General features: G+C 69.4%; 20 protein-coding genes. 7 read left to right on the forward strand and 13 right to left on the reverse strand.

What is annotated here, in order from left to right; all coding sequences use genetic code 11:
• Positions 1-4: 4 nt before the first annotated feature.
• The 7 genes from KNO15_RS05815 to KNO15_RS05845 form a co-directional block, all read right to left on the reverse strand.
• Positions 5-1,123 (reverse strand): Lrp/AsnC family transcriptional regulator, encoded by a 1,119-nt coding sequence (locus tag KNO15_RS05815; protein ID WP_241702470.1) that lies wholly within the window; start codon positions 1,121-1,123, stop codon positions 5-7.
• Entirely contained in the window at positions 1,039-1,968 is a 930-nt protein-coding gene (locus tag KNO15_RS05820; protein WP_241702471.1) for an alpha/beta fold hydrolase, read from the reverse strand. The genes KNO15_RS05815 and KNO15_RS05820 overlap by 85 nt, the downstream gene beginning before the upstream one ends.
• Positions 1,969-2,032: 64 nt before the next feature.
• A complete protein-coding gene (locus tag KNO15_RS05825; RefSeq protein WP_241702472.1) occupies positions 2,033-3,205 on the reverse strand; it encodes a M24 family metallopeptidase in 1,173 nt (390 codons plus the stop codon).
• A 50-nt stretch (positions 3,206-3,255) separates the two neighbouring features.
• Positions 3,256-4,203 (reverse strand): ABC transporter permease, encoded by a 948-nt coding sequence (locus KNO15_RS05830; RefSeq protein WP_241702473.1) that lies wholly within the window; start codon positions 4,201-4,203, stop codon positions 3,256-3,258.
• Positions 4,203-5,165 carry an ABC transporter permease gene (locus KNO15_RS05835; protein WP_241702474.1) on the reverse strand — a complete coding sequence of 321 codons (963 nt, stop codon included), beginning with the start codon at positions 5,163-5,165 and terminating at the stop codon, positions 4,203-4,205. The genes KNO15_RS05830 and KNO15_RS05835 overlap by 1 nt, the downstream gene beginning before the upstream one ends.
• 12 nt (positions 5,166-5,177) lie before the next feature.
• The gene (locus tag KNO15_RS05840) at positions 5,178-6,794 is read right to left on the reverse strand and encodes an ABC transporter substrate-binding protein (RefSeq protein ID WP_241702475.1); all 1,617 of its coding nucleotides are present in this window, start codon (positions 6,792-6,794) and stop codon (positions 5,178-5,180) included.
• Positions 6,794-8,002 (reverse strand): dipeptidase, encoded by a 1,209-nt coding sequence (locus KNO15_RS05845; protein ID WP_241702476.1) that lies wholly within the window; start codon positions 8,000-8,002, stop codon positions 6,794-6,796. Before KNO15_RS05845 ends, KNO15_RS05840 begins: the two co-directional genes overlap by 1 nt.
• A gap of 169 nt (positions 8,003-8,171) precedes the next feature.
• Here KNO15_RS05845 and KNO15_RS05850 point away from each other — a divergent pair, with 169 nt between their 5' ends.
• A complete protein-coding gene (locus tag KNO15_RS05850) occupies positions 8,172-9,179 on the forward strand; it encodes an ABC transporter ATP-binding protein (protein ID WP_241702477.1) in 1,008 nt (335 codons plus the stop codon).
• Positions 9,163-10,239, forward strand: a complete 1,077-nt coding sequence (locus KNO15_RS05855) for an ABC transporter ATP-binding protein (RefSeq protein ID WP_241702478.1) — start codon at positions 9,163-9,165, stop codon at positions 10,237-10,239. Before KNO15_RS05850 ends, KNO15_RS05855 begins: the two co-directional genes overlap by 17 nt.
• 87 nt (positions 10,240-10,326) lie before the next feature.
• On the opposite strand, the gene KNO15_RS05860 is transcribed toward KNO15_RS05855, so the two are convergent.
• Positions 10,327-11,163, reverse strand: coding sequence for a sulfurtransferase (locus KNO15_RS05860; protein WP_241702479.1), 837 nt, complete (start codon positions 11,161-11,163; stop codon positions 10,327-10,329).
• A 58-nt stretch (positions 11,164-11,221) separates the two neighbouring features.
• Here KNO15_RS05860 and KNO15_RS05865 point away from each other — a divergent pair, with 58 nt between their 5' ends.
• Both KNO15_RS05865 and KNO15_RS05870 read left to right on the forward strand, forming a co-directional pair.
• Entirely contained in the window at positions 11,222-11,773 is a 552-nt protein-coding gene (locus KNO15_RS05865) for a TetR/AcrR family transcriptional regulator (RefSeq protein WP_241702480.1), read from the forward strand.
• An 83-nt stretch (positions 11,774-11,856) separates the two neighbouring features.
• Positions 11,857-13,290: a DHA2 family efflux MFS transporter permease subunit gene (locus KNO15_RS05870; RefSeq protein WP_241702481.1), complete on the forward strand. Its 1,434-nt coding sequence runs from the start codon at positions 11,857-11,859 to the stop codon at positions 13,288-13,290.
• A gap of 87 nt (positions 13,291-13,377) precedes the next feature.
• On the opposite strand, the gene KNO15_RS05875 is transcribed toward KNO15_RS05870, so the two are convergent.
• Both KNO15_RS05875 and KNO15_RS05880 read right to left on the reverse strand, forming a co-directional pair.
• Positions 13,378-14,367 carry a ribonucleotide-diphosphate reductase subunit beta gene (locus KNO15_RS05875; protein ID WP_241702482.1) on the reverse strand — a complete coding sequence of 330 codons (990 nt, stop codon included), beginning with the start codon at positions 14,365-14,367 and terminating at the stop codon, positions 13,378-13,380.
• Positions 14,368-14,485: 118 nt separating this feature from the next.
• The gene (locus KNO15_RS05880) at positions 14,486-16,975 is read right to left on the reverse strand and encodes a ribonucleoside-diphosphate reductase subunit alpha (protein ID WP_241702483.1); all 2,490 of its coding nucleotides are present in this window, start codon (positions 16,973-16,975) and stop codon (positions 14,486-14,488) included.
• Positions 16,976-17,260: 285 nt separating this feature from the next.
• Between KNO15_RS05880 and KNO15_RS05885 the strand changes: the two genes are divergently transcribed.
• Positions 17,261-18,472: an MFS transporter gene (locus KNO15_RS05885; protein ID WP_241702484.1), complete on the forward strand. Its 1,212-nt coding sequence runs from the start codon at positions 17,261-17,263 to the stop codon at positions 18,470-18,472.
• A 22-nt stretch (positions 18,473-18,494) separates the two neighbouring features.
• Here KNO15_RS05885 and KNO15_RS05890 read toward each other — a convergent pair whose 3' ends face one another.
• Both KNO15_RS05890 and KNO15_RS05895 read right to left on the reverse strand, forming a co-directional pair.
• Positions 18,495-19,475 carry an aldo/keto reductase gene (locus KNO15_RS05890; protein ID WP_241702485.1) on the reverse strand — a complete coding sequence of 327 codons (981 nt, stop codon included), beginning with the start codon at positions 19,473-19,475 and terminating at the stop codon, positions 18,495-18,497.
• Positions 19,476-19,484: 9 nt separating this feature from the next.
• Positions 19,485-20,591 carry an ABC transporter permease gene (locus KNO15_RS05895; RefSeq protein ID WP_241702486.1) on the reverse strand — a complete coding sequence of 369 codons (1,107 nt, stop codon included), beginning with the start codon at positions 20,589-20,591 and terminating at the stop codon, positions 19,485-19,487.
• Positions 20,592-20,702: 111 nt separating this feature from the next.
• Between KNO15_RS05895 and KNO15_RS05900 the strand changes: the two genes are divergently transcribed.
• Positions 20,703-21,311, forward strand: a complete 609-nt coding sequence (locus KNO15_RS05900) for a TetR/AcrR family transcriptional regulator (protein ID WP_241702487.1) — start codon at positions 20,703-20,705, stop codon at positions 21,309-21,311.
• Here KNO15_RS05900 and KNO15_RS05905 read toward each other — a convergent pair.
• Complete coding sequence (locus KNO15_RS05905; RefSeq protein WP_241702488.1) at positions 21,283-21,942, reverse strand: TetR/AcrR family transcriptional regulator; 660 nt, start codon at positions 21,940-21,942, stop codon at positions 21,283-21,285. The two genes, KNO15_RS05900 and KNO15_RS05905, sit on opposite strands and share 29 nt — an antisense overlap.
• Before the next feature lie 60 nt (positions 21,943-22,002).
• On the opposite strand from KNO15_RS05905, the gene KNO15_RS05910 reads away from it, so the two are divergent.
• The gene (locus KNO15_RS05910) at positions 22,003-22,758 is read left to right on the forward strand and encodes an SDR family NAD(P)-dependent oxidoreductase (RefSeq protein WP_241702489.1); all 756 of its coding nucleotides are present in this window, start codon (positions 22,003-22,005) and stop codon (positions 22,756-22,758) included.
• Positions 22,759-22,827 lie beyond the last annotated feature (69 nt).

A 22,827-nucleotide genomic window follows, 5' to 3' on the forward strand; every position in this document is an offset into this window, starting at 1 on the left:
CACGTCACGCGTCGACAGCGTCCGGCTTCGCCGGGTAGCCGACCTGGGTTCGCCACCACGGCGTCTCGACGAAGCCGCGCTTGAGGTAGAGCAGCTCCATGGCGCCGGTCCAGCCCTCGACGCCGTCGAGCAGGGCGAGCGTGCGCGAGATGAACTCGTTGAGCTCGGCCACCGACGGGGTGATCACCTCGCAGAACAGGGAGTTGTCGTCGAGGATCGCGGCGAGGTAGCGCACCGCCGGGTACTCCGACAGGGCCTGCGCCACGGCCTGCAGCCGGTCGGGTGCGACGCGGACGAGCAGCAGGGTCTCGGCACCCATCCCAAGCGCCGCGGCCGGCACGAGCGTCAGGATGTCGACGCAGCCCTTGCTGCGCAGCCGGTCGAACCGTCGCCGCACGCTCGACTCGTTCATCCCCATCCTGTCGCCGACGGTCTGGAACGATGCCCGCCCGTCCGCGCGCAGTTCGGCGAGGAGGCGTCGGTCCGCGTCGTCGAAGTGGGCGGGCTCGCACCACTCCGGGTCGACCAGCGACGTCTTCTCCACTTCCAGAGCGTCGGGGAGCCGCATGGTCTCCGCGAACAGCTGCCGGCTCCAGTCGTGCCGCACCTTGTAGACGTGCATGATGATGTCGCTGCGCCAGCGCCGGATCCCCGCGATCGACTGCAGCGACTGGATCAGCGTCGGGTAGTGGGCCGCTCCCCCGGACACCACCAGTTCGGCGATGATGTCGTACTGGCCGGTGACCAGGGTGAGGAAGCGGACGTCCGCGTGTGCGACGAGCGCTGCGGCCACGTCGAGCTGCGTGCCGGGGCGGCAGTTGAGTCGCACCAGGAAGGAGTCCACCTGCCCGGAGCTGCCGAGCGCCGGCACGACGGCGATACGGACGATCCCGTCGGCGACGAGCTGCTGCCCGCGCCGGGCGACGGTCGCCGTCGAACTTCCCACCATGTCGGCGATGGCCGTCCAGCTGGCCCGGCCGTCGTGTTGCAGGGCGACGATGATCTTGCGGTCGAGCTCGTCGAGGGTGTCGAGCGCCTTCACTCGGCCGTGCCCGTGAGCGTGCCCGTGCCGGTGCGCGGAGGAGCCACCCGGTGCAGGAAGCTGCGAACCGTCGCCGTCCATTCCTCCGCCTCCTCGATCTGGGGCGAGTGCCCCGACTTCTCGAAGACCGCCAGCTCTGCGCCCGGGATCAGCGAGACGATCGTCTCGCTGCACGATACCGGTGTGATCCAGTCCGTGCGGCCGACCGTGACGAGTGTCGGCGCAGTGATACCGGGGAGGGCCTCCTTCAGATCGTAGGAGGGCAGGTTCCTCGAGAATGCATAGTTGTGCGCCTCGTACCGGTAGGGCGTGGCGGCCACCTTGCGCTCGACGGCCTCCGGGTCGTAGACGAAGTCGTAGAGCGGCAGGATCTCCCGCCAGCAGTCGCGCAGATCGTCGTCGTCGCGCACCCGCCCCTCGTCGATGCGGTCGAACTTGTCCATGTCGACCGTCACCCGGTCGGAGGCCAGGGCGTTGGCGCGCGAGAGCTCCGAGTGCGTGTTGTCCGCTGCGGTGTCGCGCAGCACCATCGCCCGCACCCGGTCCGGGTAGCGCGTCGCGTACTCCATCGACATGAAGCCGCCGTAGGAGCCGCCCGCCATGATGATCGTGTCGGCACCGATCCACTCCCGCAGGCCGTCGATGTCGGCGGCCCACTGCTCGTGGCTGAACTCACCCGCGCCTTCGCTCTCACCGGATCCTCTGGCGTCGAAGACCACGACGCGGTACTCGTCCGCGAGCCGGCCGAAGCTGGCCCGCGGCTCCGCACGCGACCCGAGGCCCGGCGCGCCGTGGTGCGTGATGATCACCGGAGCCCCCTCCGGGCCGAGCACCTCGACGGCGAGCCGGTTGCCGTTGATCTCGACGAACTGGGCGGTGGTGGTCGCGGCGGCGAACTCGGGCGAGACGTCCTCGGTGGCGGTCACGGTGGGTCCTTTCTTCAGGGTGCGGTGCGCGTCGCCGCGCGATGGTGCGTCGGAGCGTGGTACGTCAGAGCGGGATGGTGCAGGAGTCGAGGTCCCGTGGGAAGGCGGTGAGCGGCTGCGAGCCGTCCGCCGTCACCAGCATGCTGTCGGAGATCCGGTAGCCGGCGTGGCCGGGGATGTAGATGCCCGGTTCGTTCGACACGATCATCCCCGCCTCCAGCGGGGTGTCGTCGCCGTCCTCCAGCCACGGCGGCTCGTGCATGCCGAGGCCGATGCCGTGCCCCTGCCGATGGCGCAGGTACCCGCCGAGTCCGGCGTCGCGGATGACGTCGAGGCAGTTGCGGTTGGCGTTGCGGCACTCGCGGCCGGGACGGATCGCTCGGCCCCCGATCTCCTGCGCGAGCCGTACGGCGTCGTGGTAGCGCCGCTGCTCGGCCGTCGGCTCGCCGAGGACGAAGGTGCGCTCGCCCTCCACGAACCTCCCGCCGACGGCGCAGCCGAGCGAGAGCATGAACGTGTCCCCCGGGCGCAGCCGGTAGCCGGACGGCAGCCCGTGCGGGTACGCGGAGTTGGCGCCGGCGTACACCAGGCCGCCCGCGAGCGGGGATACGACGATCACGTCGTCGTGCTCCGCGTACATGGTCGCGACGCCGACACCGCCGACGTGCGACGCCAGTTCGGCTTCGCTGGGGAGCTCTCCTCCGGCACAGACCCGCTCGCGGATCAGGGCGACTCCGGCCTCCAGCATCAGGTCGGTGATGCGCGCCGCCTCGGCATGGAGGGCGACCTCCTCGGGGAGCTTGACGTGGCGGGCGACGGTGACGATCGGGGTGGGGACGGCTTCGGCGACCGCGAGCTCGGAGAAGGCGGCGTGATGCCGCTCCCAGGTCATCCCCGTCGTGTATCCCACCCGGCCGGCCGCACCGACGCGATCGGCGAGCACGCGGAACGGCGGCAGCACGCCGGGGAACTCGGGGTACGAGACGATCTCTGCGCGGGCCTCCTGGCGCTCGGCGTTCTCACGCTCGAGCTCCGGGACCAGCAGCACGGCGCCCCCGCCGGCACCGATCCAGACGGCGACCGGGCGCTCGCAAGGGTGGTGGAAGAAGCCGGTGAGGTAGGCGACGTCCTCCGGTGAGTCGGTCAGCAGCGCGTCCAGCTGCGCAGCGCGCAGGCGTTCGCGGACGCGCTCCTGCAGCCGGTCGAGCACCTCGGCGCTCAGGCGGGTGGTGAACACGGGCCTCCTTCGGTCGTTCTGGTGTCGGTGGGCGTCGGTGCCGGAGCCGGTCAGCGGCGCCGGGACTTGGGGTTGCGGGCGTCGTTGTAGGCGATCGAGAGCAGCGTGGCCGAGAGCACCAGCAGCAGGATCGCGAGCGACGGGAACAGCGTCAGCCACCAGGCGCTCGACATCGCGCCGGACTGCTGCGCCTCGTAGAGGATGCGGCCCCACGACCACACGTTCGGGTCGCCGAGGCCGAGGAACGCGAGACCGGCCGCGGAGAGCACCGCGCGGGAGGCCGTGACGACCACCGAGACCACGATCACCGGGGTGACCGCGGGGACGACGTGCCTGACGATGATCCAGAGCGGCGAGGTCGTCATCAGCCGGGCGGCGTCGACGTACGGCAGACGCACGACGGTCAGCGCCTGCGAGCGCACCAGCCGGGTGACCTCGGGCCACGAGAACGCGGCGACCACGAGGATGATCGTGGTCGTGCTCGGCCCGACCAGCGCCGCGATGAGGATCATCAGCGGGAGCACCGGCAGCGACAGCGTCAGGTCGACCACGACGCTGATGAAGCCGTCGAGCCGGCGGAAGTACGCGCCGACCACCGCGATGACGGTGCCGACCACGATCGCGATGGCCGACGCGGCGACGGCCACCAGGATGCTCTGCTGCGAACCCCAGACCACCTCGCCGAAGACGTCGCGGCCGAGGCTGTCGGTGCCGAACCAGTGCTGGAGGCCGGGCGGCGCGAGCACGACCTCCCCGTAGCTCGGCGGGTACGGGGCGATGAGCGGTGCGGCGATCGCGACGACCGTCAGGAGGATGAGGACGCCGAGGGCGAGCATGCCGAGCGGCTCCCGCCGGAAGGCCCGCCAGGTCTGCGCGGCGGCCCTGCCGTTCTCGAGGGCGACGGGCTCGAGCCCGACGGACTCCTCCTCGATGACGGCCGGGTCGTCCCGGTCGGCGAGCGCCGCATCCGAGTGCGTCACCGTGTTCGACTGCGACATCAGGCCTTCTTCACTCTCGGGTCGAGGAAACCGTAGACGGTGTCCGTGATCATGTTGGCGACCACCACGGTGATCGCGAGCATCAGGAACGCACCCTGCAGCACGGGGAAGTCGAGCTGCGTGACGGCCTCGTAGATCCCGCGGCCGATGCCGGGGTAGGCGAAGACCGTCTCGGTGAGCACGGCGCCGCCGACGAGGAAGCCCAGCTGGAGGCCGATCAGCGTCGTGGTCGGCAGGAGCGCGTTGCGCAGCGCGTGCTTCCAGAGCACCCGGCGGTACGGGAGGCCGTTGGCCTTCGCCAGGGTCGTGTAGTCCTCCCCCAGCGCGTCGATCAGCGTCGAGCGCATGGTCAGCACGTACGAGCCGAGCTGCACCAGCATGAGTGAGAGCGCGGGGAGGATGAGGTGCGTGGCGACGCTGCCGTACCAGGCCAGTCCGTAGGCGTCCTGGTCGTAGGCGCCGCCGATCGGCAGCCAGCCGAGCATCAGGCCGAACACGAACAGCAGCAGCACGCCGATGCTCGGGACGAAGATGGACTGCCCGGTGACCCCGACGATCTGCACGAGCCTGTCGAGGAATCTGCCGCGGTGGGAGGCCGCCAGCACCCCGAGCGGGATGCCGACGGCCACCGTGGCCACGAGCGCGGTGCCCGTGAGCAGCAGCGTCCACGGGAGTCGTTGCATCAGCACGTCGAGCACAGGAATCGACTGCGTGAACGACACCCCCAGGTTTCCCTGGATGAGCTGCCACAGATAGATGCCGTACTGCACGATCAGCGGCTGATCGAGCCCGTACTGCTTCAGCAGGGCCTCCCGCGTGTCCTCGGTCATGTTCGGGCTGGCGACCGCCAGCGCCGGGTCTCCGGGAAGCAGCCGCAGCAGGAGGAACGTCACGGTCACGGCGAACCAGATCGTGAGGACTCCCCGGCCGAGCCGTGGAAGGAGGAACAGGAACCGGGACACGCGGGGCCCTTCTTACTTGCCGGTCGGGTGTGCGCTCGCGAGCGACACCGGGTTGACGATGGAGAGCAGCTCGCTGGGCTTGGAGACGAACCCCGTCCACTTCGAGCTGTGGGCGAAGTACAGGTTCTGCGTGTACATGATGTTGTCGTACACGTTGTCCCGCACGATCTTCGCCGCCTCGCGCATCAGCTTGACCTTCTTGTCCTTGTCGGTCGTCGCGGTGCCCTGGGCGATCAGGTCGTTGAGCTTCGCGTCATCGACGTAGGTGTAGTTGATCGCGCCGCCCGGCAGGTACGCGAGCGTCATGTTCGTCACCGGGTCGTCCATGATGGCGAAGTTGCCCGCGTAGATGTCGAAGTCGCCCTTGTTGGTCATCGCGAGGTAGGTGTTCCGCTCGGTGCCCTGCAGCTCGATGGCGATGCCCGCCTTCGCGGCGCTGTCCTTCACCAGGGTCGCCCACTGGCTCGTGACACTGTCCTGCAGCGAGTAGATGAGCCGGAACTTCACCGGGAACATGCCGTCGGAACCGGCCGCGTAGCCGGCCTTCTGCATGAGCGACCGCGACTCGTCGGTGTCGAAGGCGTACTCCTTGATCGACGGGTCGTAATAGTCCTTCAGCACCGGCATCAGTGGGCTCGAGCCGGTCGACACCGCCTGGCCCTGCAGCACGACCTTGCGGATGGCGTTGTAGTCGACCGCGTGCGCGAGCGCCTGACGCACCTCCACCTTGGCGAGGTCCGGGTTGTTCATGTTGTAGGTCATGTGCGCGTAGCCGAGGCCCACGGCCTCCTCGACGGAGATGCCGGTGGTGGACTTGAGCTTCGCGACCTGCGCCGGCGGCAGCGCGTTCGCAATCACGTCGACCTCGCCGCTCTGCAGCGCCAGGATCTCGGTGTTGATGTCGGGGAACACGCGGTAGACGACCTTGGCCGACAGCGGCGTTCCGCCCTTGACCAGCGGGTAGTCGGAGACGCGGTCGAGCGTGTAGCTCTGGCCGACCTGCACTTTGCTCAGCACGTACGGTCCTGCGCTGACCCAGCCGCCGTCCTTGCCGTCGTTCGCGAAGGTGGCGACGGAGTCGGCCTTCTCGAAGATGTGCTTCGGGACGATGTTGCCCCAGAAGCCGATCTCCTCCACGATCGACGAGTCCGGCTGGGTGAGCGTGAACTCGACGCGGGTCTTCGAGACCGCCTTCGCCGTGTCCAGGTTCGTCAGCTGGCCGTAGAACGTTCCGGACGGCTTGTCCTTCTTGACCGCGTTCATCGTCCAGGCGACGTCTTCGGCCGTGAGGGGCTGGCCGTCGCTCCACTTCAGGTCGTCGCGGATCTCGTAGTAGCCCGTCGTGTTGTTCACGTAGCCCCACTTGGTCGCCACCTGCGGCTCCTTGGAGCCGTCGTTCGCGATGCTCAGCAGGTGCGGGTACATGAGGTTCGTGATCCAGTAGTCGCTGCGGCTGTTGCCGACCAGCGGGTTGTAGTTCACGACGTCGGTGGTGGTCGCCACCGTGAGAGTCTGCGAGCCGGCGGTCGCCGTGCTCGCGGCAGGCGGTGCGCTGGGGGCGCACGCGCTCAGGGCGAGCGCCGACGCGGCAAGGGCCGCTGCGGCGATCGCGATCTTCCGTGGGCGCATCAGACCCACACCTCCTTCAGGACCCGCATCGTGTTTCCACCCACGACGGCGCGGATCTCGTCGTCGGAGTAGTCGTGCTCCACCAGCCAGCCGATGATGTTGTAGAACTCCTCGGCCGGGTTCTCGAGGCCGTCGACGTACTCGACCTTCTCGTAGTCGACGTGCCCGTGCGCCTGGCCGATGGACAGGTTGGACGAGAACGCGTCGTGCAGGCCGACGTGATCGCCGAAGAGCGTGTCGGGGCCGAAGCTGACGTGCTCGAGGCCGACCAGGTCGACGCAGTACTGGAAGTGGTCCATGACCGACTCCAGCGAGTGCCGCGGGTGCTGCGGCGAGAGCGTGGTGTGCGGAGCGGCCTCGATGCCGATCACGCCGCCACGCTTTGCGCACTCGATGATGGTCTCGTCGGTCTTCATCCGGTTCGTCGGCCAGAGGCCGCGGGCTCCCGCGTGGGTGATGAACACCGGCTGCGTGGAGGCCTTGATGGCGTCGACGGCCGTGCGGTCGCCGGAGTGCGAGACGTCGATGGCGATGCCGAGCTTGTTCATCCGCTCGATGGCGCGCTCGCCGAAGTAGGTGAGCCCGCCGTCGCCACGCTCCTTCAGGCCGGAGCCGAGGTAGTTCGCCTCCGAGTAGGCGATGCCCATCTGGCGCACGCCGAACCCGTAGAGCACGTCGAGGCGGTCGACCTCGTTCTCGATGGGCGTCGCGGCCTCGAGCGCGAAGATGTGCGCGATGCGCCCGGTCTCGGCCGCGTACTCGATGTCCTTGACGGTCTCGCCCTTGATGACGAAGTCCTGGTGGGCGATGTCGGCCATCCGGACGCCCAGGTCGAACAGGACGTCCTGGTACTTCCAGCCCGCATCGCTCGAGATGCAGCAGGTGCCGTCCATGCCGTTGTCGAAGACGGCGGTGATGCCCGAGCGGCTCAGGCCCTCGTAGCCGGTTGGTTCGCGGCCCTGGCGGATGTGGTCGCGGAGCTGGGTCATGTCCTCCGGGAACACCTGCACGTGGTCGTGAAGCGAGATCACGGTGGACTCGGTGAGGAGGCGGGTGGTGCGCTCCTTCTGGGCGTCGCTGAGGTCGAGCCCGGCATAGGCGGGAACGCGGCCGATCTGCGCCGCATAGCGGAACTCGCGGTAGTCCTTTCCTGCCTCGAGGTAGTCGTACGCCGTGTAGCCGGTATAGCGCGGGGAGGGGTCGAGCACGCGGTCTCCTTTGATTCCTGGTGAGGTGGTGTCGAGAGTGCGCAACGTGGCGCAGTAGGACACAATCTCGCGGATATTCGGCACCTGTGTCAATATTGATTTGAAAATTCGGCAAATCTGTTTCCTGATTGAAACATTCCGGAAATTACTCTCATGCGAGGATGTCAGCGTGGACACCAGAAACGATCGCGCGGCCGAGGTGCTGCGCGTACGCAACCTCTCCGTGGCCTTCACGGGCTCGGGGCCCGACGTACCCGCGGTCAGGGAGGTCGACCTCCGCGTCGGCCGCGGCGAGTTCGTCGCGCTGCTCGGCGAGTCCGGCTCCGGCAAGTCCGTCACCGCACGGGCGGTGATGGGTCTCGGTGACGAGTACACCCGGGTCACGGCGGACGAGCTCCGGCTCGGCGAGGTCGACCTCCTCACGATCGACGAGGAGGCCAGGCGCCGGCTGCGCGGCGAGCGGATCGCCCTCGTGCTGCAGGACGCGCTCTCGGCGCTCAACCCCGTGATGACGATCGGCGACCAGATCGGCGAGCTGTTCCGCGTGCACCGCGGGGCCACGCGCAAGCAGGCCCGCGCCCGCGCCGTCGAGCTGCTCGGGATGGTCGGGATCCCGGCGCCCGCGCGACGGGTCGACGACTACCCGCACCAGTTCTCCGGCGGCATGCGCCAGCGCATCCTCATCGCGATGGCGATCGCCCTCGAACCCGAGCTGCTGATCGCCGACGAACCGACCACCGCGCTCGACGTCACGGTGCAGGCTCAGATCCTCGACCTCCTCGGCTCGCTGCGCGACCAGCTCGGGATGGGCGTCCTCCTCATCACCCACGACCTCGGCGTCGTGATGGAGGTGGCCGACCATGTCTCGGTCATGTACGCCGGCCGCATCGTCGAGTCGGGCAGTGCCGACGTGGTCTTCGACCACCCGGCCCACCCCTACACGCAGGCCCTGCTGAGGTCGGTGCCGCAGGCGGCGCAGCGCGGATCCGACCTCCTCACCATCCCCGGCTCGCCGCCCAGCCCTGCGCGCGTGCCCAGCGGCTGCTCGTTCCACCCGCGCTGCCACCTCGCGGTGGACGCGTGCGCCACCACCCGGCCTCCGCTCGTGGAGGTCGCCGCCGGCAGGCAGGCCGCCTGTCTCCGATCCGAGGAGCTCATCGGTGAACTCGTCCCCTGACCCGCTCGCCGCGACGCTCGAACGCGCGTCCGCCGACGGCCGCTCCGCCGGTCGCTTCGCCGACCGCGACATCGTCCTCAGCGCCTCCGGGCTCGTCCGGCGGTTCGCGACCGGCTCCCGCCTGAAGGGCGCGACCGTCTCTGCCGTCGACGGCGTCAGCCTCGAACTGCACGCGGGCGAGGTTCTCGGGATCGTCGGCGAGTCCGGCTGCGGCAAGTCCACGCTCGCCCGCATGCTGGTCGGCCTCGAACGCCCGGACGGCGGCACGATCGCCTACCGCGGGCGCGATGTCAGCCGCGGGCGCCTGAGCGACAGGAAGCACCTGCGCCAGGGCGTGCAGATGATCTTCCAGGACCCGTACGCCTCCCTCGACCCGCGGATGACGGTGCTCGACATCGTCACGGAGCCGCTCGCGGCCTCGCACGCCATGGGCCGCGCTGCACGCCGGGCGCGCGCCGTCGAACTGCTCGAACTGGTGGGCCTCGGCGAGGAGATGCTCGGGCGCTTCGCGCACCAGTTCTCCGGCGGCCAGCGGCAGCGCATCGGCATCGCGCGGGCGCTCGCCCTCGACCCGGACGTGCTCGTCTGCGACGAGCCGGTGTCGGCGCTCGACGTCTCGGTGCAGGCGCAGGTGATCAACCTCCTCGCCGACCTCCGCCAGCGGCTCGGCGTGTCCATCGTGTTCATCGCGCACGACCTGTCGGTCGTGCGCCACCTCGCCGACCGGGTCGCCGTGATGTATCTCGGCCGCATCGCAGAGCTCGGCGACACCGAGGCGATCTACGACACTCCGTCGCACCCCTACACGAAGTCCCTGCTCTCGGCGACGCCTACAGCGACTCGGGCGGGCCGCGGCCGGCTCGCGAAGCGCCGCATGCTGATGGGCGAGCCGCCGTCGCCGGTCGATCCGCCCGCCGGCTGCCGATTCAACCCGCGCTGCTGGCTCGCCACCGACGAATGCCGCGCGACCGCGCCGGCCCTGCGGGAGTTCGACGGGCGCGGGCTGCCGCTGCGCGAGGTCGCCTGCCACCACGCGGAGGAGGCGGTGGCGGTCGAGTAGCGGCGCGGCCGCTGCACCGCCGCACCGGGTGGCCGCACTGAGCGGCCGCGCCGGATGGCCGCGCCGGATGGCCGGGCCGGGTGGTCGTCAGTCGGCGCCGACGGCGACCGGGCGGGCCGGGTCGTTCGACCAGGCCGAGAAGGAGCCGGGGTAGAGCGCGGGGATCGGCAGGCCGGCGGCCTCCATCGCCAGGGCGGCGTGCGCTGCCGTGACGCCGGAGCCGCAGTAGACGCCCGCCCGAGTGCCGGCGTCGATGCCGAGAGCCGCGAAGCGCTCGGCGAGCTCGCGCTGCGGCAGCAGCCGGCCGTCGGGCCCGATCGTGTCGGCCGTCGGGGCGCTCACAGCGCCCGGGATGTGGCCGGCGCGCGGATCGACCGGCTCGACCTCCCCGCGGAACCGCTCGCCCGCTCGCGCATCGAGCAGCACACCGTGCGCGGCGACAGCTTCGGCTGCGTCGGCGTCGAGCACCGGCAGCTGCCCGAACTCCAGGTGGACCGTTCCCGGCGCGACGTCCGGCCGGCCGGTCTCGACCGCTCCCCCGGCGGCGAGCCAGGCGGTCAGGCCACCGTCGAGCACGCGCACGTTCTCGAAGCCCGCGTGCCGCAGCAGCCACCACGCCCGAGCGGCGGACATGCCGGAGACGTCGTCGTAGGCCACCACGGCATCCCCGTCGTTCAGGCCCCACCCGCGGGCGGCCGCCTGGAAGTCGGCGATCGCCGGCAGCGGGTGCCGGCCGTCGGTCGGGAGGCCGTGGCCGGCGAGCTCGGTGTCGAGGTCGACGTAGACGGCCGACGGGACGTGGCCCTTGGCGTACTCCTCCCGGCCGGGAGGCCCGCCGAGCTTCCAGCGGACGTCGAGCACGCGCGGCGGGTTCGGCGCGGTCAGGGCGGCGGCGAGCTCGGCGGCCGAGACGAGAGGATTCATCCCCCGATTCTCGCACGATCCTTGCGGTCTCGAGAAGAGTGAGTGTACAGTCACTCACATGCCACGAACGCTCTCCACCGCCGAGGATCGCCGCGAAGCCGTCCTCGCCAGCGCGATCGCCGTCTTCGCGCGCAGCGGCTACCTGGGTACCCCCATCGCCGCCGTCGCGGCCGACGCAGACATCTCGCCGGCCTACGTCTTCAAACTGTTCCCGGGCAAGGAGAGCCTGTTCGTCGCCGCCCTCGATCGATGCTTCGAGCTCATCGAAGAAGCGCTCGACGCAGGAGCCGAAGCCGCCGGCGACGCGACACCCGACGAGCTGCTGGACGCGATGGGAGGCGCCTACGCCGAGCTCATCTCCGACCGCAGCCTCCTCATGCTCCAGGTGCACGCACAGTCTGCGTCAGACGTCCCGGAGATCCGCGAGGCTTTGCGCCGCGGGCTGGCCAGAGTCACGCGCTACGCGGCGACGCGGACCGGCGCGGAGCCGGAGGCCGTCCAGCGCTTCATCGCCTTCGGCCAGCTCTGCCACCTCATCGTCACCGCCGGACTGGAGGACATCCCCGACGCCTGGGCCGCGACACTCACGCGCGGCATCCGCCACCCCTGACCACCGAGACCGGGCAGACTCGCCCGGCTTTCTCGGCCTCAAAGAGTGACTGACTGATCACTCACGCATCGAAAGGAATCAGAATGTCCGCCACCGCCGCCACCACCACCGCCACTGCAGGCGCGACGCCCGCCCCACGGAGCGCGCACCGCTGGTGGGCGCTCGCCGTCCTCGCCCTCGCCCAGTTCCTGGTCGTGCTCGACGCCTCCATCGTCAACATCGCGCTCCCCAGCGTCGGCACCGCGCTCGGCCTCGACACGGCAGCCCTCGCCTGGGTCATCACGGCGTACGTCCTCCCGTTCGGCGGACTGCTCCTCCTGGGCGGACGACTCGCCGATCGTTTCGGGCACCGGCGGGTGTTCCTCGTCGGCGTGGCCGGCTTCACCGCGGCCTCCCTCCTCGCCGGACTGTCGATCGGCGGCGGGATGCTGCTCGCCGCCCGCGCGGTCCAGGGCGGCTTCGCGGCCCTGCTGGCGCCGGCCTCCCTCGCCCTCCTGACCCAGCTCTTCCCCGACAGCGAGGCGCGCGGCAAGGCGCTCGGCGTATGGGGAGCCGTCGCGGGAATGGGCAGCGCCGCAGGCGTCCTGCTCGGCGGAGTGCTGACCGCCGCGTTCGGCTGGCCGGCCGTCTTCTTCGTCAACGTGCCCGTCGGCATCCTGGTGCTGATCGTGCTCCCGCGGCTGGTCGGGCGCGATGCGCGCGGCGCCGCGGAGCGCATGGACGGTGCCGGCGCGACGACCGCGACCCTCGGGCTCGCGGCGGTGGTCGCGGCCCTGAGCGAGGGCAGCGCGCTCGGCTGGACCCACCCGCTCGTGCTCGGGCTCGCGGCCGCAGGCGCCGTGCTGCTCGCGGCGTTCGTGCTGATCGAGCGCCGGTCGGCGCACCCGCTCGTGCCGCTCGGCTTCTTCCGCAATCGGGATGCCGCGGCCGGCGACCTCGTGATGCTGCTGGTCGGAGGCGCGACGGTCGCCCTGTTCTTCGCGCTCTCGGTCTACCTGCAAGAGGTCCTGCGGCTCGACGCCCTGACGGCCGGGCTGAGCCAGCTCCCCCTCGCCGTGGCGCTGGTCGCGGTGGCCGGGCTCGTCCCCATCGTGGTCGCCCGGGTCGGCCTCCGCGCGACCCTCGCCGGATCGCTCGTCGTGCTGGCCGCCGGGGTCGCCTGGTTCACGATCGCAGCACCCACCGGGTTGCTCACCGGGTTCATCCTCCCCAGCGTCGTGATCGGCGCCGGGCTCGGAGCCGCGTTCGTGACCGCGACGCAGCTCGCCGTGCGCGGGGTCGCCGAACGGGAGTCGGGGCTCGCGAGCGGACTGGTCAACACCAGCCAGCAGATCGGCGGCGCGCTCGGGCTCGCCGGCCTCGGGACCGTGGCAGCGGCCCAGACCGCCACGCTCCTCGCCCAGGGTCACTCGCAGGCGGACGCGGCGGCGGGCGGCTTCCAGCTGCTCTTCGGCGGCGTCGCGGTTCTCGCGATCATCGCCGCTGCCATCACGGTTGTGGTGCGCAGCCGGCGCTGACCTCCCGCCCCGCACATCCGCCGAGGGGCGGTCCCGGGCTGACCGGGACCGCCCCTCGGCGGATCATGTCGCTATTGCGGCGCGAACTCAGTGCCCGCTGGACGCCTTCGCGTTCGACTCGTACGAGGTGTTGGTCGACTCGAAGAAGTTGACCAGCTCGAGGGTGTCGTTCGCGGTCGCCATCCACTTGGCCGGGTTGGAGACCTTGTACTCGGCCTCGAAGCCCAGCTCTTCCAGACGGCGGTCGGCCAGGTACTTGACGTACTGGTTGATGTAGTTGGCGTTGAGGCCCAAGATGCCGCCGGGCAGGAGGTCGCGGTTGTACTGTTCCTCCATCTCCACGGCGTCCAGGATCATCTGGCGGATCTCGTTCGCGAATTCCGGCGTCTGCAGGTCGGGGTTCTCCTCCAGCACCGTCAGGATCAGGTTGATGCCGAACTTGAGGTGCAGCGACTCGTCGCGCACCACCCAGTCGATCAGCGACCCGAAGTTGCGCAGCAGGTTCCGCTGGCGGAACGACAGCGCGACCATGAAGCCCGAGTAGAACCAGATCCCCTCGAGGATGACGTTGTAGGCCACCAGATTGCGGATGAAGTCCTGCTTGCCCTCGGTCGTCGTGATGTCGAGCGTCTGCTCGGTCATCCGCTTGATGAAGCTGACCTCGAACTCCTCCTTGCGCGCCATCGACGGGATGTCGACGTGGGAGTTGTACGCCTGCTCGCGGTCGATCGGGAACGTCTCGAGGACGTACTCGAACGACATGCAGTGGTTGGCCTCCTCCCACATCTGCTTGGCGAGGTAGAGGTGCGCCTCCGCAGCGTTGATGTAGGGGTAGACCCCGAACGCCAGCGCCTTGTTGACCAGCAGCTCGTTCGGGTTGAAGTAGCTCATCAGGAAGGTGACCGCGTGACGCTCCTCGTCGGTCATCTTCTTGAAGTCCGCGATGTCCTCACCGAGCTGGATCTCGTTCGGGAACCACGTGTTCGCCACGGCCTGGTCGTAGAGGTCCATCGCCCACTGGTACTTCACCGGCTTGAGCAGAAGTCCCTCTTCGATTCCTGTTCCCAGGATGCCCATGTGTGTGTCTCTTCTCTCGTGATCTCGTGCTGGCGCGGGGCTTACTGGCAGGACTCGCACTGCAGGTCGTCCATCGGGTCGACCGGCACGTAGTACTCCTCGATCTTGGTGCTGTTCATTACTTGTCACCCCCAGCAGCGCTGTTGGAGGTCAAGCCGCCGAAGCCGAACCCGCGGCGAGCGGGAGCGGCAGCCGGGGCGGTCTCGGTGACGGCGGGGGCTGCGGCCGGAGCGCCGGCGCCGACCGTCGCGAAGCCCTTGCGGCCTCCCGAGATCTCCTCGGCCTTGTTGACCTTGACGGTCGACTGCTCGGCCTGGTGACGCGGCTTCATGTGCAGGTAGTAGGTGGTCTTGACACCCTTCTCCCACGCGGCGTAGTAGATGTCCATCATGTCGCCGAGATCACGCGTCTCGAGGTACATGTTGCGGCTGATCGCCTGGTCGATCCACTTCTGGGCACGGGCCGCCACCTCGATGAAGGCGTACGGCGAGAGCTGGAAGCTGGTCTTGAAGGTGGCCTTGACCTCGTCCGGGATCTCGGCGATGCCCTGGATGTCGCCCTGCGAGCGCAGGATCGACTCGCGGACATCCTGCCAGATGCCGCGCTCCTGCAGAGTCTCGACCAGGTTGCGGTTGACCTCGAGGAACTTGCCGGAGGAGGTCGACCGGCTGAAGATCTGCGAGAACTGCGGGTCGAAGCCCGGCGTGGTGCCGGCGACCAGGCCGATGGAGGCCGTCGGGGCGATCGCCATGAGGGTGGCGTTGCGCATGCCGCCCTTGACCTTCTCGCGCAGGCGGTCCCAGTCGAGGCGGATCGTGCGGTCGACCGTGATCGGCACGCCGCGGTCGGCCTCCGTCAGCGCGATCGAGTCGTAGGGAACCAGTCCCTTCGACCAGCGCGAGCCCTCGAAGTTCGGGTACGCGCCGCGCTCCTGCGCCAGGTCGGCGCTCTCGTCGATGGCCGCGTACGAGACGTGCTCCATGATCTCGTCGATCAGGGCGTAGGCCTCTTCGCTCTCGTAGCTGAAGCCCAGGCGCTCGACGATGTCGGTGAAGCCCATGACGCCCAGACCGATCGCGCGGTTCTGCTGGTTGGAGAAGTCGGCCTCGTCGACGCTGGAGACCGTGATGTCGATCAGGTTGTCCAGCTGGCGCACGGCCTGGCGGGCGCTCGCCTCGATGCGCTCCCAGTCCATCTTTCCGTCGATCAGGTGACGCGACAGGTTGATGGAGGCCAGGTTGCAGACCGAGACGTTGTCACGGTCCTGCGGCAGCGTGATCTCGGTGCACAGGTTGGAGAGGTGGATCGTGCCCGTGTTGTTGTTGAGGGCGCGGTTGTTGATGGTGTCCTTCCAGGTCAGCCACGGGTGGCTGGTGGTCTGCAGGCTCATCAGGATGTCCTTGAACTGCGCGCGGGCGCTGATCTTCTTGAACATCCGCAGGCGACCGGCCTCGGCCTCGTCGATGTAGTGCTGGAAGCGGGCAGAGAACTCCTTGCCGTAGAGCTCGTTGAGGTCGGAGACCTCCAGCGGGTCGAAGAGGTACCAGTCTTCGTCGTTCTGCACGCGCTTCATGAACTCGTCGCTGATCCACACCGCGGTGTTGGCGGTGCGGGTGCGGCGGTAGGGGTCGCCCGAGTTCTGGCGGAGGTCGAGGAACTCGGGGAAGTCGAGGTGCCAGTTCTCCATGTAGAAGCAGAGCGCGCCGAACTTCTTGCCGCCGCGGCTGACCGCGCGCAGCACCGAGTCGATCGTGTGCATGAACGGGATCGGGCCGGTGGAGGTCGTGTTGTTCGAGCGGATGGGCGAGCCCTGGGCGCGCAGCTTGGTCACCGAGAGGCCGATGCCGCCGGTGCCCTTGGTGAGCCACATGACGTCGCGCACCGACTTGGCGATGTGCTCGATGTCGTCCTGCATCTCCATGACGAAGCAGTTGGAGAGCTGGGGGTACGCGGTTCCCGCGTTGACGAGCGTGGAGCCCGCGGCGAGGTACTCGAGCTTGGACATCTTGTCGTAGAACGCGATGGCGTGCTCGGTCGGGTTCGCCTCGTTGAGCGAGAGGCCCATCGCTATGCGCATCCAGAAGTACTGCGGCACCTCGAGCGAGTCGCCGTTGCGGGCCTTGATGCCGTAGCGGTTGTTGAGGGTGACCACGCCGATGTACTTGAGCAGCTCGTCGCGCGACGGGTCGAGGTAGCCGGCCAGGCGGTCGAGGTCGAAGAGGGAGGTGAAGCGGGAGTCGAGGAGCGTCTCGGAGACGCCGCGCTCGATGTAGCCGCGGAAGTGGGAGGCGTGGAGGTCGACGAGCGCGTCGAACCCTTCGTAGTCGCCGAGGACGCGCTTGTAGATCGTCTTGAGGAGGAGGCGAGCGGCCACGGTGTCGAACGCGGGGTCGTCCTTGACGTTCTGGAGGGCGACCTGGATGACCGCCTCGTCGAGCTGCTGGGTCGTGATGCCGTCGAACAGGGTCAGTTCCAGCTCGCTCGCGATCTGCGTCACCCAGGTGATGTTCTCATCCAGGCCGGCAGCCGCGTTCTCGATGGCCAGATTGATCTTGTTGGCGTCGTACGGCTCCCGCTCGCCGTTCCGCTTCACAACAGTGATAGCCACTTTCTCTCCCTCTTCCCGTTTTCTGCGTTCACGCGAATTCCGGTTCACACAGTGCCGCTCGGACGAGCGGCGAAGTCCGTCGCGACAGCCTCTGGCCTCCCCGAGAACCGGCCGGACCCCCTGTCGCGTGAACCACTATATAGCCGGGTGCCGACATTTCCATGCCCCCATATCTAGTGGGCGTGTCATCCACAGGTGTGGGAAAGTTATGCACATTTCCACACCCCCTCGAACGGGTTCCACACCCCTTCCTCCGCCGGTTCCGACCGATAGAGTGGGAAGACTGTGAGCAGCTACTCGAGCCTTCTGAAGACGCCGGGCGTCGCGCGTATCATCGCTGCCCAGCTGACCGCCCGGTTCCCGTTCGGCATGCTTTCGCTGGCCTTCCTGCTGCACATCGAACGCATCCACCACTCCTACGGGGCTGCCGGCCTGGTGCTGGGCGCCATGAGCATCGGCCAGGCCATCGCCGGTCCCATGACCAGCCGCCTGATGGGCGTGCTGGGCATGCGCACGGTCCTCTGGACGACGCTCGCGCTGTGCTCCGTCGCCGTCGCGGCGATCGGCGTGTTCGTCATGCCGATCCCCGTCACGATGGCGGTCGCGTTCTTCGCCGGGCTGAGCATGCCGCCCATCCAGCCGGCGGTGCGGACGATCTACCCCAAGATGGTCAACTCGCGGCAGCTCACCCCGCTGTTCTCGCTCGACGCGTCGGCCCAGGAGATCATCTGGATCGCCGGCCCCGTCGCGATCACGTTCGTCTCGACCCAGATCGGCACCGTCGAGGGCATCCTGATGTCGGTCGCGATCATGCTGCTCGGCGGGTTCTGGTTCATCTCGTCGCCCGAGGTCGGGCGCGTGCGCATCCCGCGCAGCAAGCGGCGGTTCGGCGTGGTGCTGGCGCGGCCTCCCGTGCTGCTGGCGACGGTCGTCGGCTTCCTGCTCATCGGGTCGTGCGCCGCGGTCGAGGCGGGAGTCGTCGCCAACTTCGGCGAGGGCTCGCCGTTCGCCGGAATCGTGCTCGCCATCTGGTCGCTCGGCTCGCTCGTCGGCGGTCTCGCCTTCGGCCATGTGCCGATCGGGCCGTGGGCGACGGCGCGGCGCATGCTGATCGTCTTCGTCGGCGTCGTGATCTCGACCTTCATGCTGTGGTCGTGGTGGGGGCTGTCGCTCTCGCTCATCATCGCCGGTCTGGGGATCGCGCCCGCGCTGGCCGTGCTGTTCGCGATCGTCTCGGCGAGCGTCAAGTTCTCCGACACGGCGGAGGCCTACGGCTGGGTCGGCACGGGGCAGCTGATCGGAGCCGCCCTCGGCTCGGCGCTCGCGGGCTTCCTCATCGACGCCAACGGCCCGGTCGGCGCGTTCTGGGCGGCCGGCGCCTTCGCCCTGGTGGGCTTCGTGGTCCCGGCTCTGGCGTGGCGCGTCCACCCCGACCTCCGCGGTCGCGACGCCTCCCCCATCCCCGACACCGAGCCGGTCCCCGTCCAGCCCTCCTGACCCCGACTCTCTTGCCCCTCGGCTACCAGCGGAGGTGGGTGGTGGGGCGGAAGTAGCGGTCGTAGAGGGAGGTGACGGCTTCGAAGAAGTCGTCACCGAGCTCCACGCCGGCGGAGGCGGCGTTCGCGCTGGCCTGTTCGGGCGAGCGCGCACCGGGGATGACCGTGGTCACGCCGGGCTGGGCGATCACCCACGCGAGAGCCGCCTGGGCCGGCGTCACGCCGTCCGGCACCAGCGCGGCGAACTCGCGGGCCGCGCGCACGCCCTGCTCGTAGTCGACGCCGGAGAAGGTCTCCCCCACATCGAACGCCTCGCCGTGGCGGTTATAGCTGCGGTGGTCGTCCGGAGCGAAGGTCGTCGTCTCCGAGTAACGGCCGCTCAGCAGCCCGGATGCCAGCGGCACCCGGGCGATGATGCCGACGCCGGCCTCCCGCGCCGCCGGCAGCACCTCATCGAGCGGCTTGAGCCGGAACGCGTTCAGGATGATCTGCACCGACGCCGTCCCCGGGCGCGCGATCGCCTCCAGGGCCTCCGCACAGGTCTCGACACTGACGCCGTAGTTCGCGATCGCGCCCTCCCCGACCAGCGTGTCGAGCGCGTCGTAGACGGCGGCGTTCGAGAAGACGGGCGTCGGAGGGCAGTGCAGCTGCACGAGGTCGAGCGTGTCCACACCGAGGTTGCGGCGGGAGCGATCGGTCCACTCACGGAACTTCGCCAGCGTGAAGTTGGCGGGATCCTGCTCCTCGCGGCGGCCCATCTTGGTGGCGACCGTCAGCGACAGCTCCGGATGCGCGGCACGGTAGCGTCCGATCAGCTGCTCGCTGCGGCCGTCGCCGTACACGTCCGCCGTGTCGAAGAACGTCACACCTGCCCCGGTGGCCGCGTCGAGCACGGCCAGTGCGTCGGCCTCCGACACGTCGCCCCAGTCGGCACCGAGCTGCCAGGTGCCGAGACCGATGACCGAGACGTCGCGCCCGGTGCGTCCGAGTGTTCGTTGCTGCATGCACCCAGCCTAGGCGGCTGCCTCGGTGACCTCCTGGTTGCGGAAGTGGCCCGCCAGCATCCCGACGACTCCGACCGCTGCCCACCCCAGCAGCACAAGCCACGCGAAGGGCGCGTCCGCCGACGGGAAGTAGGACAGGTCGCGCAGCAACGACACCGATGCGCCAGGGACGAACCACTGCCCGATCGCACCCCATGGCCCGACCAGGAACTGTAGCGGCTGGGCCGCGGCCGACAGCGGGTTGCCGACCAGCACCGTCAGCACAGCGCCGAGGGCGATGCCGACCCGGCCGAACAGCGCGTTCATACCGACCACGAAAGCCGCGGTCGCGAACATCGCCAGGCCGACGGCGAGCGTGTTCAGCCAGAAGTCGCCCTGCAGGATGCCGAACCAGCCCTGCAGGATCCCGGCCACGGCGAACCCCCCTGCGACGCCGTAGAGCACCACCGCGGAGAGCCGGCGCCAGCTGCCCGCGACGAGCAGCGAGATGAGTACGCCGCCGATCATGCCGCCGAGCACCAGCGGGAACGACGACGCAGCCAGTCCGAGGCCGCGCGCGTCACGGGACGACAGCGGCACGATGTCGGTCACCTTCACGGTGATCGTCGGCGGCTTGGTTCCCGCGGGCGCACGACCCGCAGCGATCGCCTGCTCCACGGCCGCGGCCGCCTGCGCGTCGGCCTGCGTCTGCAGCGTCGTCGCGACCTGGTTGAGGATCTGCGTCACCGCGGCGCCGTTGGCGGAGGCGGTGAGCACCTCGGGGGTGTCGCCCAGCACGATCGCGCCGTAGACCTCGCGCTTCTGGATGGCGTCGACCGCCGCTTGCCGATCGCTGTACGAGGTCACGGCGAACGCGCCGTCGGCCTCCGTGCCGAGCTGCTTCTCGACGGCGGTCACCTGAGCGGCCGGGCCGGCGACGCCGATCGGGAGGTCTTTGACGGTGGAGGTCGCGGTCGGCCAGAGGAAGGCCAGCAGGATGACGACGACGACCGCCGCAGCTCCCACGGCGAGTGCGACCGCGCGCGCCCACGGGGTGTGCACGACGGCTGGCGCGGCCTGCGCCGCGCGGGTCTCTGGTGCGGAACGCTCGACGTGCCGCTCGGTGCTGATGCTCATGGCGAACTCCCCAATAAAAACGAATGCTCGTTCTTTATAATCGACATCGCCGACGCTATTGTCAAGAACGAACGTTCTTTTTCCGAGGATCCCGACGACGAGGAGGCCGGCATGCCCAAGGTCACCGAGGAGTACCGCAGCGCACGACGTCACGAGATCGCGCAGGCCGCCCTCCGCTGCTTCGCGCGCAACGGTTTCGCCGCGACCTCCATGGCCGACATCATCGCCGAGTCCGGCCTGTCGGCCGGTGCGATCTACGGGCACTACGCGAGCAAGGACGAGCTGATCGAGCTCACCGCGTCGGAGATCCTCGACGCGCGCTTCCTGGAGGTCGCCGAGGCGCGCACCACGCAACCCCTCGCCTCCCCCGGCGAGATCGTCCGCCTCCTGGTCACCGGTCTGCTGACGCACATCGTCGACGTGCAGCTGCTCGTGCAGGTCTGGGGGCAGGTGCCGATCAACCCCGGGCTGAAGAGGATGGCCTCGGAGATCGGAGACCGGATCCGGTCGATGTTCACCGATTATCTGACCGACTGGCACGGGCAGACCATGCCGCTCGACGAAGCCCGCGTGCGCGCCGAACGCGAGTCGTCGGTGTACATGAGCCTCGTGCAGGGCTACGTCCTCCAGACCGTCCTCTTCGACGGCTTCGACGGGCCCGCCTACCTGGACGTCGTGGAGGGTATCTCGCTCAACGCGACGGCCACCACGGCGGAGTGAGTCGCTCGAGGAGGGCGAGCAAGGTCTCCACGTCACGCGGTCGCGGCCGGGTGAGCCAGACGTCGATGGCGCCGATGATCCCGTCTGCCAGGTAGCGCTCGATCGCGCGCCTCTCCAGCTCGTCGGCGGCCGGCACCGTGACGCTGTGCTGCTCCAGCAGCAGCTCGATGGAGCCCTGGAAGTGCTCGCTGAGCATGGCGTTGAGGCCGGCCTCCGCGCCCTCCGCCCCGAGCCCGCGCCGGTAGACGGCGTCATGGTCGTCGACGTGCCGGAGCACCGCCCGGGTCACCCCGCCGATCGCCGCCGCGGCGTCGTCGGGCGCCACGTCGACCAGGTACTCGGCGCGCAGCACGTCGAGCTCGCTGCGGAGCACCCGCTGCAGGAGGGCGGCGGGAGAGGCGGCGTACTCGTAGACGGTCGACCGGTGCACGCCGGCGGTCGCGGCCAGCCGGGAGACGGTCACGTCGGTGATCGGCTGCTCCGCGGCGAGCGCGAGCACGGCGGAGGTCAGCCGGCCGAGCGTCTTCTCCTGCCGGGCGTCGAGGCGGGCGCCATCGACGGTTCCCGCCCCGCCCCGGGTGTTCGCCCGAGGCGCACTCGATCGGGCTTGCGTGGGCTTCCCGGTGTTCACTTTCCGATCGTACAATGGAGATATCCGACAAGTGTCGGATATCTGGAAGGAGAATTCCCCATGGCTCAGTACGATGTCGCCGACCGCTCCGCGATCGTCACAGGTGGAGGCTCGGGCATCGGACGCGCGGTGGCGCTGACCCTCGCGGCCAGCGGCGCCGCGGTCCTGGTCACCGATCTGAACGAGGAGCACGCGAAGGCGGTCGTCGCCGAGATCGAGGCAGCGGGCGGAACCGCCGCCGCACTCGCCGGCGACGTGACCGACCCGGCGTTCGCCGTGGCCAGCGTGGAGGCCGCCAACGCCCTCGCGCCGCTGAAGATCGCCGTCAACAACGCCGGCATCGGTGGCGCGGCCGCTCCCGTGGCCGAGTACTCCCTGGACAGCTGGCGGAAGGTCATCGAGGTCAACCTGAACGCGGTGCTGTACTCGATGCAGCCGCAGCTGACCGCGATGGCGGCCAACGGCGGAGGCGCGATCGTCAACATGGCGTCCATCCTCGGCAGCGTGGGCTTCGCGAACTCGTCCGCCTACGTCACCGCCAAGCACGGCCTGCTCGGCCTCACCCAGAACGCCGCTCTCGAGTACGCGGACCAGAAGGTGCGCGTCGTCGCCGTCGGCCCCGGCTTCATCAAGACGCCGCTGGTGAAGGCCAACATGACCTCCGAGGCGCTGCAGTTCCTGGAGAGCAAGCACGCGCTCGGGCGCCTCGGCGAGCCGGAAGAGGTCGCGGCCCTCGTCGCATTCCTGGCCTCCGACGCCGCCTCGTTCATCACCGGCAGCTACCACCTCGTGGACGGCGGCTACACCGCGCAGTAAGCAGGGATCGAGGGGCACGTGGACGCCCGCATTATGCGGCTTCAGGGGCGTTTACGTGCCCCTCGGCGT

The organism is Leifsonia shinshuensis (assembly GCF_022606355.1).
GTDB lineage: Bacteria > Actinomycetota > Actinomycetes > Actinomycetales > Microbacteriaceae > Leifsonia > Leifsonia shinshuensis_B.